Origin of the sequence: Nonomuraea sp. SYSU D8015 (assembly GCF_008065375.1) — a bacterium.
Taxonomy (GTDB): Bacteria; Actinomycetota; Actinomycetes; order Streptosporangiales; family Streptosporangiaceae; genus Nonomuraea.
In genome coordinates this window covers 206,156-219,554 of sequence record NZ_VJYI01000002.1, presented here as the reverse complement: position 1 = coordinate 219,554, position 13,399 = coordinate 206,156, and the positions used below count along the sequence as shown (strand labels likewise).

The following is a 13,399-nucleotide window of genomic DNA, read 5'->3' as shown; positions in this document are numbered from 1 at the left end:
GAATCTGAAATCGCTCAGATCACCCAGCACACCGGCGGCGTGATCGGCAGCGCCTGGTTGATGATCGCCTTCCCGCTGCTGGGGGCGTTCATCCTGCTGGTGTTCAACCGGTTCACGAACCGCTGGGGCCATCTGCTGGGCGTGGCCATGTCCCTCGCCTCGTTCGTCGTGGCGGTGCTGGCGTTCTTCGAGCTCATAGGGTTCGGGGAGGGCGAACGCCGGCGGGCCGTCGAGCTCTACTCGTTCATCCCGAACATGAACATCGACATGGGGCTGCTGATCGACCCGCTGTCGATCAGCTTCGCCCTGCTGATCACGGGTGTCGGGTCGCTGATCCACATCTACTCGATCGGCTACATGTCGCACGACGAGCACCGGCGCAGGTTCTTCGCCTACCTCAACCTGTTCGTCGCCGCGATGCTCCTGCTGGTGCTGGCCGACAACTACGTGGGCCTGTTCATCGGCTGGGAGGGCGTCGGTCTGGCGTCGTACCTGCTGATCGGGTTCTGGCAGTTCAAGCCGTCGGCGGCGGTCGCGGCCAAGAAGGCGTTCGTGGTCAACCGCGTCGGCGACTTCGGACTGCTGGTCGGCATGTTCGTCATCTTCACGACGTACAACACGCTCTCCTTCGCGGAGCTGAAGCCGATCGTGGAGGAGAACGGCACCACGCTGGCCATCGGCCTGCTGCTGCTCCTCGGCGCCTGCGGTAAGTCGGCGCAGCTGCCACTGCAGTCCTGGCTCCTCGACGCCATGGAGGGCCCGACGCCCGTGTCGGCCCTGATCCACGCCGCGACCATGGTCACCGCCGGCGTCTACCTGGTGGTCCGGTCGGGGGCGTACTTCTTCCCCGAGGGCTCGGGGGCCGCGCTCGCCGTGGCCATCGTGGGGGCGGCCACGCTGCTCGCCGGTGCGATCATCGGTTGTGCGAAGGACGACATCAAGAAGGGCCTGGCCGGTTCGACGATGTCGCAGATCGGCTACATGATGCTCGGCGCGGGCCTCGGCCCGGCGGGCTACGCCTTCGCGATCGGTCACCTGATCACGCACGGCTTCTTCAAGGCCGATCTGTTCCTCGGCGCCGGCTCCGTGATGCACGGCATGAACGACGAAGTCGACATGCGGAAGTACGGCGGCCTGGCCAAGTACATGAAGGTCACCTTCGCCACGTTCTTCATCGGCTACCTGGCGATCATCGGGTTCCCGCTGCTTTCCGGCTACTTCACCAAGGAAGGCATCATCGAGGCCGCGATGGAGCACAACCAGGTCCTCGGCTGGCTGGCCGTGCTGGGCGCGGGCATCACCGGCTTCTACATGTCGCGGATGGTCTTCATGACCTTCTTCGGCAAGAAGCGCTGGGTCGAGGGCGCACACCCGCACGAGTCGCCGCTGGTCATGACCCTGCCGCTGATGATCCTCTCGGTCGGCGCGCTCTTCCTGGGCGGTTACCTGGTCATGGGCGGGACGCTGTACACCTTCCTGCGTCCTGCGGTGGGCGGCGATCCCACTCCGCCGGTCTTCCACTTCGCCAGCGTCCCGGGCGCCGTCACCCTGGCGCTCGTCGCCATCGGCGCGGCCTACGCCTGGATGAAGTACGGGCGGGCCGAGGTGCCGGCCGTGCAGCCGCGCGGGTCGTTCCTCACCACGTTCGCCCGGCGCGACCTGTACGGTGACGCGCTCAACGAGTCGCTCTTCATGCGCCCCGGCCAGTGGCTGACCCGCATCGCGGTGTTCTTCGACAACCGCGGCGTCGACGGGCTGGTCAACGGCCTGGCCGCGGGCATCGGCGGCAGCTCCGGGCGCCTCAGGCGGCTCCAGACGGGCTTCGCCAGAACGTACGCGCTGTCCATCTTCATCGGTGCCGCCCTGCTGACCGGCGCCCTGCTCCTCGTTGGGACCATCTGATGTCACCCTGGCTTCCGATACTCATGGCGGTGCCCGTGGTAGGCGCCGTCGTGGTGGCGCTGCTCCCCAAGGGGAGTGACAAGCTGGCCAAGCAGGTCACGCTGCTGGTCTCGCTGCTGGTGCTGGTGCTCACGGGCGTCATGGCCGCCGGGTTCAGGCCGGGCGGCGACCGGTTCCAGTTCCGGGCCGAGTACGACTGGATCCCCAGCTTCGGCGTGAAGTTCGCGGTCGGCGTCGACGGCGTGGCGCTCGTGCTGATCGCCCTGTCGGTGGTGCTGGTGCCGATCGTGGTGCTGGCCTCCTGGCACGACGCCGACGGCGTCAAGACCGCGGACGGCACGCTGATCACGCCCAAGCGGTCGGTGAAGACCTACTTCTCGCTGCTGCTCGTGCTAGAGGCGATGATGATCGGCGTCTTCGCGGCGACCGACATCTTCCTCTTCTACGTGTTCTTCGAAGCCATGCTGATCCCGATGTACTTCATGATCGGGTCGTACGGCGGCGCCCAGCGGTCCTACGCGGCCGTCAAGTTCCTGCTGTACTCGCTGTTCGGCGGCCTGCTCATGCTGGTCGCGGTCATCGGGCTGTACTTCGTGGCCAAGGTGGACACGCGCACGTTCATGTTCCCCGAGCTGATCGGGGCCATCCAGGACCCGACGACGCAGAAGTGGCTGTTCGCCGGGTTCTTCATCGCCTTCGCGATCAAGGCGCCGCTGTGGCCGGTGCACACCTGGCTGCCCGACGCGGCCGCGCAGGCTCCGGCCGGGGCCGCCGTGCTGCTGGTGGGCGTGCTGGACAAGGTCGGCACCTTCGGCATGCTGCGCTTCTGCCTGGAGCTGTTCCCGGACGCGGCGAAGGCGTTCACGATGCCGATCGTCGTGCTGGCGGTCATCAGCATCCTCTACGGCGCTATCGTGGCCATCGGGCAGACCGACATGAAGCGGCTCATCGCGTACACGTCGATCTCGCACTTCGGCTTCATCGTGCTCGGCGTGTTCGCCATGTCGGAGATCGCGCAGTCCGGCGCGGCCCTCTACATGGTCAACCACGGCTTCGCGACCGGCGCGCTGTTCCTGGCCGCGGGCTTCCTCATCGCCAGGCGCGGCTCGCCGTTCATCGGGGACTACGGAGGCGTCCAGAAGGTCGCGCCGGTACTGGCGGGCTTCTTCCTGGTCGCCGGTCTGGCGGGGCTCTCGCTGCCGGGTCTGTCGTCGTTCGTCAGCGAGTTCATGGTGATGATCGGCACGTACCAGAGCCCGGCGCACGGCTCGGGCGCCCTGACGGTGGCCGCGGTCATCTCCGCGCTGGCCGTGATCCTCGCGGCCGTCTACATCCTGTGGATGGTGCAGCGGGCCATGAACGGGCCGACCGCCGAGCCGGTCAAGGCGTTCAAGGATCTGAACGCCCGCGAGGTCCTCGTGCTGGCGCCGCTCGTCGCCCTGATCATCGGGTTCGGCTTCTTCCCCAAGCCGCTGCTCGACGTGATCACCCCGTCCGTCAAAGAGACGGTGACCAACGTGAAGGTGCCGGTCTCCACCATCGCTGAGAAGGGGACAGGTCAGTGAACCCCGCCATTCCAGCGCCGACGATCGAGTACGGCACGCTGGCGCCGCTACTGGTGGTGTTCGGCGCCGCTGTCATCGGCGTGCTCGTCGAGGCGTTCGCGCCGCGCTACCTGCGTAAGGCGATCCACGTACCGCTCACCCTGCTGAGCCTGGCCGGCGCGTTCGCGCTGGTGCTCCTGCAGGTGCTGCGCGGCCAGGTGCCCACCGCGCCCGCCGCCATGGGCGCGGTCGCGGTGGACGGGCCGTCGCTGTTCATCTGGGGCGTCATCCTCGTCCTGTCGTTCGTGTGCGTGCTGCTGATCAACGACGAGGGCCACTTCGTCGCCTCGGCCGCGGCCGTGCCGGGCAGCGCCGACGAGGAGGAGGCCGAGTCCGTGAGCGGCGGGGTGGGCCACACCGAGGTCTACCCGCTGGTGCTGTTCGCGGTCGGCGGCATGCTGCTGTTCCCGGCCTCGCACGACCTGCTGATGATGTTCGTGGCCCTCGAGGTCATGTCGCTGCCGCTCTACCTGCTGTGCGGCCTGGCCCGCCGGCGCCGCCTGCTGTCGCAGGAGGCGTCGATGAAGTACTTCCTGCTCGGCGCGTTCTCGTCGGCGTTCTTCCTGTACGGCACCGCGATGGTCTATGGGTACGCGGGCACCGTCACGCTCCCCGGCATCAACCGCGCCTTGTCGTCGGGCACCGGGCTCGACCCGCTGCTGATGATCGGGTTCGCGCTGCTCGGCGTGGGCCTGCTGTTCAAGATCGGCGCGGCGCCGTTCCACGCCTGGAAGCCTGACGTCTACCAGGGCGCCCCCACCCCGATCACCGCACTGATGGCCTCGGGCACGCTGGTCGCGGCCGTCGGCGCCGTGCTGCGGGTGTTCTGGGTGGGTCTGGGCAACCTCGACTGGAACTGGCGCCCGGTCATCTGGGTCGTGGCGGCGCTCACCATGATCGTCGGCTCGATCCTGGCGATCACGCAGACCGAGATCAAGCGGATGCTCGCCTACTCGTCCATCGCGCACGCGGGCTTCCTGCTCGTCGGCGTGATGGCCACGTTCGGCTCCGCCCAGCAGAACGCCGGCTCGCTGAAGGCGATCCTGTTCTACCTGGCGGTCTACGGCATCACGACGGTCGGCGCGTTCGCGGTGGTCACACTGGTGCGCGACCCCGGCGGCGAGGCCGGGCACCTGTCGCGCTGGGCCGGGCTCGGCAAGCGCGCTCCGGTGCTGGCCGGGGTGTTCGCCTTCTTCCTGCTGGCCTTCGCCGGCATCCCGCTCACGAGCGGCTTCTTCGGGAAATACGCGGTGTTCGCGGCGGCGCTCGACAGCGGCACCCAGGTCGGCGACTCGATGGGCGGCTGGATGACCGGCCTGGTCGTCGTGGGCGTGGTGGCCTCCGCGATCGCGGCGTTCTTCTACGTCCGCGTGATCGTGCTGATGTTCTTCAGCGAGCCTGCGGCCGACGGCCCGGCGATCGCGGTGCCCAGTATGGGGACCGTGGCGGTCATCGCCGTTTCCCTCCTGGTTACCGTAGGAGTCGGGCTCTACCCGGAGTCCGTGCTCGGTGTTGCCGACGACGCTGCTCGCAGCCTGTTCATTAGATAAGGGGAATCTCTATGTCTGCGCCTCCCGTGGTTGACCTTCCTATTGAGGACGAGCGGTTGGCGCAGGACGTGGCCAACGGACTGGCCGCGGTCGAGAAGCTCCTGCGCTCGTCGGTGGAGAGCGAGGACGCCTTCGTCACGGAGGCGTCCAAGCACCTCATCGAGGCGGGCGGCAAGCGGTTCCGCACGCTGATGGTGCTGCTGGCCGCCCAGTTCGGCGACCCGTCGGCGCCGGGCGTCGTGCCCGGCGCGGTGGTCATCGAGCTGACCCACCTGGGCTCGCTCTACCACGACGACGTCATGGACGAGGCCCCGGTGCGCCGGGGCTCCCCGTCCGCGAACGCCCGGTGGGACAACACCGTGGCGATCCTCACCGGCGACTACCTGTTCGCCCAGGCCTCCGACATCTTGGCCGACCTCGGCCCTGAGCTGATCCGCATCCAGGCGCAGACGTTCTCCCGCCTCGTCCAGGGCCAGATCCGCGAGACGATCGGCCCGCGGGCCGGCGAGGACCCGATCGCTCACTACCTCAATGTGCTGGCCGACAAGACGGGGTCGCTCATCGCCGCCTCCGGCCGCTTCGGCGCGTTGCTGTCCGGCGCTCCGGCGGACGTCGAGGAGCGGCTCAGCCGCGCCTGCGAGGCCATCGGCGTGGCCTTCCAGCTGGGGGACGACCTGCTGGACGTGGCTTCCACCGGCGTCCAGTCGGGCAAGACGCCGGGTACCGACCTGCGTGAGGGCATCAAGACCCTGCCCGTCCTGTACGCGCTGGCGGCCGACGACTCGCCCCGGCTGACGTCGCTGCTGTCGGGCCCGGTGGCCGAGGAGGACGTCGAGGAGGCGCTGACCCTGCTCCGCGCCCATCCGGCGATGGACCGGGCGCGGGCGGAGCTGGAGGCGTGGGCGGACCGGGCCCGTGCCGACATTTCCGGCTTGCCTGACATTCCGGCCCGCGCCGCCTTTTTGGCGCTATGTGACTACGTGGTCCAGCGTTCCGGCTGATTTCCTGGCCCGGGCGGCGTGGCGCGCCGTCCGGATGCTGTCGTACGTGAAGATCGCCAAGGCCAGCCACACGATCGAGAACCCGATCCACCGGCTGGACGGCATGGTCTCCTTGGCGATCAGCACGCCGCACGCGAACTGCAGGATCGGCGCGATGTACTGCAGCAGCCCGATCGTGCTGAGCGGCACCCGGATGGCGGCCGCCCCGAAGCAGATCAGCGGCGCCGCCGTGATGATCCCGGCGCCGACGATCAGCACCGCGTGCCAGACCCCTTGGTGCGGGAAGGTGGCCTCCCCGCTCGCCTGCAGGAAACCGATATACCCGAGCGCGGGGAGCAGCAGCACCAGCGTCTCGACCGCCAGCCCCTCCGTGGCCGCCACGTTGGCCTTCTTCTTGACCAGCCCGTACACCCCGAAGCTCACCGCCAGCGTGAGCGCGATCCACGGCAGCCGCCCGTAGTCGAGCGTCAGCACGAGCACCGCGAGCGTCCCGAACCCGACGGCCGTCCACTGCAGCGGCCGCAGCCGCTCCCGCAGCAGCACCACGCCGAACAGCACGCTGACGAGCGGGTTGATGAAGTACCCGAGCGCGCTCTCCACGACATGTCCGGTGTTGACCGCGTAGATGTAGGTCCCCCAGTTGAGGGTGACGACGACGGCGGCCACGGTCAGCAACCCCAGCTTGGCCGGCTGCCTGGCGAGCTCGCGGATCCAGGACCAGTGCCTGCGTACGAGGAGCACGGCCGCCACGGCGACCAGCGACCACACCATGCGGTGCGCCAGGATCTCGACGGCTCCGGAGGGCTTGAGCAGGGGCCAGTAGAGGGGGAAGAGCCCCCACATGGTGTAGGCGGCGATCCCGTACAAGACACCGCGCCGAAGGTCAGGCATGTACGCTATCTTCGCCCATTACCATCTTTAATCACAAATTCCATCCACTATATGGAAATATGTAGATCTCCTTAAGTGTTGCGGCCTATGTAGGCTGGGAGAGACCGATGGAGGTAGCGCGATGGGCTGGCTATTCGGCGGCAACAAGACATCGATGGTCCGACCGGAGGACGCCCTCCTGGGCCGCACGCAGACCATGCCGGTGCCGGACCGCCACGCGGTCCTGGACGCCCCCCTGGCCCCGCCGTACGCGCCGGGCCTGGAGGTGGCCGACTTCGGCCTGGGCTGCTTCTGGGGCGCCGAGCGCAAGTTCTGGCAGACCCCCGGGGTGGTGACCACCGCGGTCGGATACCAGGGCGGCTACACCCCGAACCCGACGTACGAGGAGGTCTGCACCGGCCTCACGGGGCACACGGAGGTCGTGCGGGTCGTGTTCGACCCGGCGAAGGTCTCGTACGAGGAGCTCCTGAAGGTCTTCTGGGAGGCCCACGACCCCACCCAGGGCATGCGCCAGGGGAACGACGTGGGGACGCAGTATCGGTCGGCGGTCTACTACCACTCGTCGGAGCAGCAGAAGGCGGCTGAGGCGTCGCGGGAGGCGTACCAGAAGGTGCTGAAGGCGGCGGGCTACGGCGAGATCACCACGGAGATCGCCGAGGCCGGGCCGTTCTACTTCGCCGAGGATTACCACCAGCAGTACTTGTACAAGGTGCCCAACGGATACTGCGGCATCGGTGGCACCGGAGTGTCCTGCCCGGTCGGTCTGACCTCCGGTGAGGCCTGACAATCTCTTCCGAGGGTCAGGCATGATCGGCAAGCCTCCAAGCGGTCCGCCGTGCCTGCTTGGAGGCTCTTGCTTGCTTTAGCGGCTCCTGCTGTCAGGTGGCCAGAATTGGAGCCGGTAGAGGTCGACCTGGTATATGTCCTGAGGGAAGTCGGGCTCTTGGTCGTTCTTGTATCTCTTGTGCTGGACTCGGGTCGTCCACATGGAATCCTCTTGGCCTAGATCGAAAACTTGCTGTTCGTAGCCTTCCTCGTAGTAGTCCTGTAACTTGATTCGGCCGGACCGTAGGTAGATCTCTCCGGTCCAGGAGTCGTCCCAGGATGGTTCCGGCAGAGGAGGCTCGCCGGTCCATAATTCGTATCGGACGTACACCGGGCTGTCCCGCACCGTCTCCAGTTCCGCGCCGTTACGGCCGACGGCGACCCCTGGGATGTTTCCTGTCGCCAACCAGTCGGCATCCCATGGAGCCTCGTCCTCTCCGTTGAGGGCAGCCAGGTCTGTGACGAGGCACCGCCCGGCATCGGTCTTGATGTCGTCCACCAAGTGCTTGATCAGCTTCGTCACAACCAACTCCCTCTCGTCTTCGTCCCAGGACACGCACGTCCGTTGTCGAGGAGATGGAATCAGTCGAGTGCGACATTCTCTGACTATGACGCCCTGCGCTTCGCCGCCATCAACGCCGTTTGCCGTCATGGTGGCTCGGTGGAAGGTGCTGAGCAGAACGGAGGGGTCGCGCTCGACCGCTATGGATAGAGCCGCTCACGTCAGAATGTGTTCTGACATTCACTCATGGAATGAGTGCCAGCCATGCCGACGCCGTGACTTTTCCGACTTGTCGAGAAATCCTTGAGCGGTCGCCGAGCGTGCGGCACGCCTGGGACGCGTGCGTGTCACACATCGGGATGCTCCAGACTTTTACTTGACTGCGGCGGACCGTGAGGAGGAGCGCGAACGAACGCTGGCCACCGCATCCCGACTGTTCCTTGCCTAGATCAAGCATGATCCTACGGCGCATGCGCTGGTCATAGCCATGCCGGAGGTGTTCCCTTGGGTTCGCCACCTGTCTCCGGACGAACTGCGTGCCTTCACTCTGGAACTGGTTGAGGCGCTCTCGGATGCGGCCGAATTGGATGTTGATTCCACCACAGAGGAGGTCATCGCGGGCTGGCGGGCCACTGCCAGGATCAATGAGCCCGAAGCGCGGGGATCGAGTCACGGTTCCACCGCCGGATGACGAGTGGGATGTCCGGTTCGGTACCAGCGACGCGGTCACGGGGTGGGAAGAGCTGTGCCGCCATGCCCTGGCCAATACACGCCGATGCTTCGAGACGTTGCGGGTTGATCCCCTTCGGGCTCCAGCCACGACCGGCAACATCGCCTACGCGGCGACCTCGCGACTCATCGTCACAACGGCAAGGACTTGGAGCAGTGGGAATGCGAGGTCACCAGCGGTGGGCGTGTGCGCTATGTCATCGACGACGCCACCCGTACTGTCTGGGTGAGCTATGCATTGCCTCGACACCCCAAGGACACCGAATAGCAGACCAGTGTCGCCCGCCCGGAAGGCCTGGCCTCTGGCGAGATGTAGATTGGATGGGTACGGCGTTTTGCTACTTCGGGTAGTAAACTCTTCCCATGAGTATGCCTGAAGGAGAGTTCGCCCCCGGACACGGGCCTGCGGCGAAGGTGAGCGTGTCTCTTAGGGCGGGCAACATCCGAGCCGTCCGAGAACGAGTCGGGGCTCGAGGCTTCTCGGCCTATGTTGATGCCGCTGTTGAGCGCCAGATCGAGCGGGATCTTCTGGAAGAGGCCCTTCAGGCGAATGAGGCCGCTTCAGGGCCGATTCCGCAGCCCTTGCGTGATGAGGCGGCAGAGCTGTTCCGCCACGTCAAGTCCGCGCCGGAACTCCAGGAGGATGGATGGCGCGCGTACGAAGCAGGCTGAGCGCGGGCACCGTGGTTCTCGACTGTGAAGGACTCGTCAAGTGGTGCGAGGCCGACCGGCGGGTCACCGCGTTCGTGCGGGAGGCGCAAGACAACGACTTTCGGGTTGTGGTCAGCGCGATGACGCCCATTGAGGCGCAAGATGTTCGGCTCAAGAACGGTCGCCTCCGGTGGTACCTGTCCCGGCTGAAGGTCGAGCCTGTGTCCGAGGAGATCTCGTCAAGGGCAATCGAGCTTCTTCGCGATGCTCGCCTGCATGGTCACAAGTACGCCATCGACGCAGTGGTTGCGGCTACTGCGCTGCACTCGGTGAGGCCCGTCATCGTTCTTACCTCGGATGAGGACGACATGAGCAAGCTGTGTGGGAAGACCGTGAAGGTGGTCCCCGTCTGAGGCCGCCGGGGACCATCGAGCGTCTGCGGTAGCGGCGGCACGGCGACCAGCGAAGGGGAGTGGCGGTTCACCGTCGGCGGTGGGGAAGGGAGACGGAAACTCTGACCGGAAGTCTCACTCCTGACGGACGTCAAATGTCCTGAGGAGGTCATGCGAGGAGTCGAGAGGCGATTCTCATCCAGTCGTCGTCGACTTCCGGTGCCTGGCGCTCCATGATGCTGTCGGCCGCGCGGGCGAAGGCCTGCAGGCCGCGCAGCAGCGCGATGCGTCCCGACTGGGGCATCTCGCTCAGGACGCGGACCAGGTCGTCGCGGCGGCGCTGCTGTAGCTCCTCGACCAGGGAACGGCCCGACGGCGTCAGAGAGAGCGTCAGTTCGCGCTTGTCCTCTTCGCAGTGCGAGCGCCGGACCAGCCCCGCCGCCTCCAGGCGGTCGCAGAGGCGGCTGGCGGAGGAGGGCACCGCACCGAGGGCCGCGGCCAGGCGGCCCAGGTTGATCGTCTCGTGTTGTTCGATGGCGAGCAGGGCTTGGAGCTGAATGGAGGAGACCTTCGTCGCGAACGCCTGCCGTGACCGCCCCCATACGGCCACCAGGGCCGCCGCTTCCCTTTCGATGACGGCCCACTCCGCCGCCGGCAGGTGGCCGACGAAGGACTCGGGCTCTTCAACGGGTGGAACAGGCTTGTCTTTCACACGCTATCCACTCAGTAAGGTGATGCCGGTCATGAGTGATCTCGCCTGGAGTCGGCTCCGGACGACCGCGGTCCGATGGTCGGATCTGGGGTCCAGTCCAGACATACCACCACTGCATCATCCAGCACTTCCATGCCGCGCCGGAAGTCCAGCAGGCCGCGGATCATCGTGCGTACCGCCTCGTCGGCAGGTTGCATGCGGGTCGACTTCACCAGGCTCTCCAGCGGCGATCCACCGAACTCCGCTCCACCTCGGGACCGGGAGGAGTAGACGCCGTCGCTGGCGATGATGAGGCGGTCGCCCGGCTCCAGGGCGACGCGCTGCTCGGTGTAGGAGGTGTTGCCGAACATGCCGAGCGGAAGCTGCTGATCCAGCTCGATCCGGCGGACCTGACCGCGGCGCATGAGCAGCACCCTGGGGGATCCGGCGTCCACCAGGGACGCCTCGCCGGTGGCGGCGTCGAACCTCAGGAGCAGCGTCGAGACGTGCAACCGGCCGCCGTGTTCGGCGTAGATGGCCTCGTCGGCCAGCCCTGCCTGCTCTTCCAGGTCCGCGCCGGAGCGGCGGGCGTTGCGCAGGGCGGTGATGGCGAGCGTGGTGAGGAGCGCGGCCTCCATGCCCGCGCCCATGCCGTCGGTGACGGACAGCGTGAGCCAGCGCGGTCCGCACGTCCAGTCGAAGTTGTCACCGTAGACGGCGTAGGCGGGCTCGAGCTGCCCGGCGAGCCGGTAACCGTCGCCCTGATGGCCGCAGCCGGGCAGGAGCCCCCACTGCATCTCGGCGGCGAGTGTGAGCCGGGCCATGCGGCGGACGCGCTGATAGCGGTCGGTGATGCGGTCGGCGCCACGCAGCGCGTGGCCCAGCGCGGTGGCGATCTCCCGCAGCTCCTCCACGGCCGCCGCGCCGGGCGGCTCGGCGAAACGGAGGCTGAGCACGCCGACGCGCTCGCCACACGCGCTGACCGGCAGGTGCAGCACGTCGCCGTCCGCCTGCGTCTCCTGGGCGGCGAAGGCGCGGCCCGCGGGAGTGCCGTCGATGGCCACGCCGGGCACGCCCGGCACGAGCTCCTCGAGAACGGGACGCAGGGTGATCACGGCGTAGTCCGCCAGCAGCACCTCCACCTGCTCGACGGCGAAGTGCAGGGTCACCGCGTCGCGCAGCGCCTCGACGACGGCATAGGGCGGCGCCGCGTGCATGGCCTGCTGCACGGCGTGGAAGCCTTCGGGGATGCTGCCCAACGGATGACCTCTTCTCCCAGCGCAGGACGCGCACGCAAACAATTTGCACAATAGCAAATAACGAGGCCGTCAAGAGGCGTCAAGATCCTATATATTTGTCCTACGACAACTAACCGTCGGTATGGAGAGGGTCCATGTTGGGTGACATGGAGCGCGCGAGAGGGGAGATCGCGCGGGTCATAGGCGAGCATCGCGACCGGATCGCGGCCGCATGGGTCGTGGCGCAGGAGAGCAGGCTAGCATCCCCGGGCGCGGTCGACGCGGAGGAGTTGCGCGAGGAGGCGGAGACCCTCATCGCCTGTCTGCGCGAGGGGTTGGCGGCCGCCGTGCCGCTCGATCACGTGGTCACAGGCTTCCCGCCGATCAAGAACGCGGTCACCGACCTTTCGCACCGCTGGGCCAGGCTCGGCGTCTCGGCCACCGCCATCGCGGGTGCGATCTTCGCGCTCAAGGACGCCTGCCTGGAGGTGCTGGCCGAGGAGATCTCCGACATCGAGCTGCGGCTGGAGGCCACACAACTCATCCATCGGCTGCTGGACGCAGCCGGGCTGCTGACCTTCCAGACGTACGTCGACAGCCGCGAAGAGATCATCCAGCGGCAGAACCGGCAGCTGCTGGAAATCTCCACCCCGGTCGTGCGGCTCTGGCGCAAGGTGCTCGCCGTGCCGCTGATCGGCACGCTCGACAGCGCGCGGGCGCAGATCGTCATGGAGAGTCTTCTGCAGGCCATTCAGGAGAACGAGGCCGCCGTCGCGATCATCGACATCACCGGCGTCCCCACTGTGGACACCGCGGTCGCCCAGCACCTCATGCAGACCGTGGCGGCCACGCGGCTCATGGGCGCCGACTGCATCCTGAGCGGCATCCGTCCGCAGATCGCCCAGATGATCGCGCGGCTGGGCATCGACCTGTCGGAGATCATCACACGCTCGTCCCTGGCGGACGCCCTGACCGCGGCCATGCGCATGGTCGACGACGTCTCGCCGGGGGAGGACACCCGAGGCGAGAGCACCCTGCTGAACGTTCCATGAGCTCATCAGAGATACCGATCCTGCGGCTCGGCAAAGTCCTGCTGGCGGGGCTGCTCAAAGAGCTGGACGACAAGACCGCCGTGCTCTTCGCCGACGAGCTCAGCCATCAGGTGAGCGCCGTCGGGGCGGAGGCGGTGATCCTCGACATCACGAAACTGGAGGTCATCGACTCCTTCGCGGCGCGGATCCTGGTGGAGATCGCCACGATGGCGCGGCTGCTGGGGGCGCGCGTGGTCGTGGCCGGGATGCGCTACCCGGTGGCCATCACCCTGGTCGAGCTCGGACTGGCCCTCCCCGGCGTGGAGACCGCGCTCTCGGTCGAGCACGCCATGAAGAAGCTGTCCCCGCCGGGAGGATCGCGTGTCGGATAG

14 protein-coding genes are annotated in these 13,399 nt (G+C 67.2%); 10 read left to right on the top strand and 4 right to left on the bottom strand.

Features of this window, described 5'->3' with window-relative positions:
- The first annotated feature begins 60 nt into the window (after nt 1-60).
- Genes nuoL through ID574_RS10180 form a run of 4 tightly spaced genes read left to right on the top strand, consistent with a single transcriptional unit; the run spans nt 61 to nt 6,057 of the window.
- Complete coding sequence (gene nuoL / locus ID574_RS10195) at nt 61-1,902, top strand: NADH-quinone oxidoreductase subunit L (protein ID WP_188189492.1); 1,842 nt, start codon at nt 61-63, stop codon at nt 1,900-1,902.
- Complete coding sequence (locus ID574_RS10190; protein WP_188188572.1) at nt 1,902-3,467, top strand: NADH-quinone oxidoreductase subunit M; 1,566 nt, start codon at nt 1,902-1,904, stop codon at nt 3,465-3,467. The genes nuoL and ID574_RS10190 overlap by 1 nt, the downstream gene beginning before the upstream one ends.
- Complete coding sequence (gene nuoN / locus ID574_RS10185; RefSeq protein WP_188188571.1) at nt 3,464-5,056, top strand: NADH-quinone oxidoreductase subunit NuoN; 1,593 nt, start codon at nt 3,464-3,466, stop codon at nt 5,054-5,056. The genes ID574_RS10190 and nuoN overlap by 4 nt, the downstream gene beginning before the upstream one ends.
- An 11-nt stretch (nt 5,057-5,067) precedes the next feature.
- The gene (locus tag ID574_RS10180) at nt 5,068-6,057 is read left to right on the top strand and encodes a polyprenyl synthetase family protein (RefSeq protein ID WP_188188570.1); all 990 of its coding nucleotides are present in this window, start codon (nt 5,068-5,070) and stop codon (nt 6,055-6,057) included.
- Here the strand turns inward: ID574_RS10180 and rarD are convergent.
- Nucleotides 6,025-6,948, bottom strand: a complete 924-nt coding sequence (gene rarD / locus ID574_RS10175; protein ID WP_188188569.1) for an EamA family transporter RarD — start codon at nt 6,946-6,948, stop codon at nt 6,025-6,027. The genes ID574_RS10180 and rarD overlap by 33 nt on opposite strands.
- Nucleotides 6,949-7,069: 121 nt before the next feature.
- Between rarD and msrA the strand changes: the two genes are divergently transcribed.
- On the top strand, nt 7,070-7,732 hold the full coding sequence (msrA, locus tag ID574_RS10170; RefSeq protein WP_188188568.1) for a peptide-methionine (S)-S-oxide reductase MsrA: 663 nt from the start codon (nt 7,070-7,072) through the stop codon (nt 7,730-7,732).
- A 78-nt stretch (nt 7,733-7,810) separates the two neighbouring features.
- On the opposite strand, the gene ID574_RS10165 is transcribed toward msrA, so the two are convergent.
- Complete coding sequence (locus ID574_RS10165; protein WP_188188567.1) at nt 7,811-8,296, bottom strand: hypothetical protein; 486 nt, start codon at nt 8,294-8,296, stop codon at nt 7,811-7,813.
- A gap of 466 nt (nt 8,297-8,762) precedes the next feature.
- On the opposite strand from ID574_RS10165, the gene ID574_RS59600 reads away from it, so the two are divergent.
- The 3 genes from ID574_RS59600 (at nt 8,763) to ID574_RS10150 (ending at nt 10,068) form a co-directional block, all read left to right on the top strand.
- A complete protein-coding gene (locus ID574_RS59600; RefSeq protein ID WP_223166557.1) occupies nt 8,763-8,966 on the top strand; it encodes a hypothetical protein in 204 nt (67 codons plus the stop codon).
- A gap of 401 nt (nt 8,967-9,367) precedes the next feature.
- On the top strand, nt 9,368-9,676 hold the full coding sequence (locus ID574_RS10155; RefSeq protein ID WP_188188566.1) for a hypothetical protein: 309 nt from the start codon (nt 9,368-9,370) through the stop codon (nt 9,674-9,676).
- The gene (locus ID574_RS10150; protein ID WP_188188565.1) at nt 9,652-10,068 is read left to right on the top strand and encodes a type II toxin-antitoxin system VapC family toxin; all 417 of its coding nucleotides are present in this window, start codon (nt 9,652-9,654) and stop codon (nt 10,066-10,068) included. Before ID574_RS10155 ends, ID574_RS10150 begins: the two co-directional genes overlap by 25 nt.
- Nucleotides 10,069-10,216: 148 nt before the next feature.
- Here ID574_RS10150 and ID574_RS10145 read toward each other — a convergent pair whose 3' ends face one another.
- Complete coding sequence (locus ID574_RS10145; protein ID WP_188188564.1) at nt 10,217-10,759, bottom strand: MarR family winged helix-turn-helix transcriptional regulator; 543 nt, start codon at nt 10,757-10,759, stop codon at nt 10,217-10,219.
- Between the two features lie 29 nt (nt 10,760-10,788).
- Nucleotides 10,789-11,997, bottom strand: a complete 1,209-nt coding sequence (locus ID574_RS10140) for a PP2C family protein-serine/threonine phosphatase (RefSeq protein WP_223166556.1) — start codon at nt 11,995-11,997, stop codon at nt 10,789-10,791.
- 134 nt (nt 11,998-12,131) lie between these two features.
- Here ID574_RS10140 and ID574_RS10135 point away from each other — a divergent pair, with 134 nt between their 5' ends.
- On the top strand, nt 12,132-13,028 hold the full coding sequence (locus ID574_RS10135; protein WP_188188563.1) for an STAS domain-containing protein: 897 nt from the start codon (nt 12,132-12,134) through the stop codon (nt 13,026-13,028).
- Nucleotides 13,025-13,399, top strand: coding sequence for an STAS domain-containing protein (locus ID574_RS10130; RefSeq protein ID WP_188188562.1), 375 nt, complete (start codon nt 13,025-13,027; stop codon nt 13,397-13,399). The genes ID574_RS10135 and ID574_RS10130 overlap by 4 nt, the downstream gene beginning before the upstream one ends.

Coding starts and splice junctions, on each gene's coding strand:
- msrA (WP_188188568.1), top strand. CDS start 7,070: ATGGGCTGGCTATTCGGCGGCAACAAGACATCGATGGTCCGACCGGAG.
- nuoL (WP_188189492.1), top strand. CDS start 61: ATGATCGCCTTCCCGCTGCTGGGGGCGTTCATCCTGCTGGTGTTCAAC.
- ID574_RS10135 (WP_188188563.1), top strand. CDS start 12,132: ATGTTGGGTGACATGGAGCGCGCGAGAGGGGAGATCGCGCGGGTCATA.
- ID574_RS10155 (WP_188188566.1), top strand. CDS start 9,368: ATGAGTATGCCTGAAGGAGAGTTCGCCCCCGGACACGGGCCTGCGGCG.
- ID574_RS10130 (WP_188188562.1), top strand. CDS start 13,025: ATGAGCTCATCAGAGATACCGATCCTGCGGCTCGGCAAAGTCCTGCTG.
- ID574_RS10180 (WP_188188570.1), top strand. CDS start 5,068: ATGTCTGCGCCTCCCGTGGTTGACCTTCCTATTGAGGACGAGCGGTTG.
- rarD (WP_188188569.1), bottom strand. CDS start 6,948: ATGCCTGACCTTCGGCGCGGTGTCTTGTACGGGATCGCCGCCTACACC.
- ID574_RS10150 (WP_188188565.1), top strand. CDS start 9,652: ATGGCGCGCGTACGAAGCAGGCTGAGCGCGGGCACCGTGGTTCTCGAC.
- ID574_RS10190 (WP_188188572.1), top strand. CDS start 1,902: ATGTCACCCTGGCTTCCGATACTCATGGCGGTGCCCGTGGTAGGCGCC.
- ID574_RS59600 (WP_223166557.1), top strand. CDS start 8,763: ATGCCGGAGGTGTTCCCTTGGGTTCGCCACCTGTCTCCGGACGAACTG.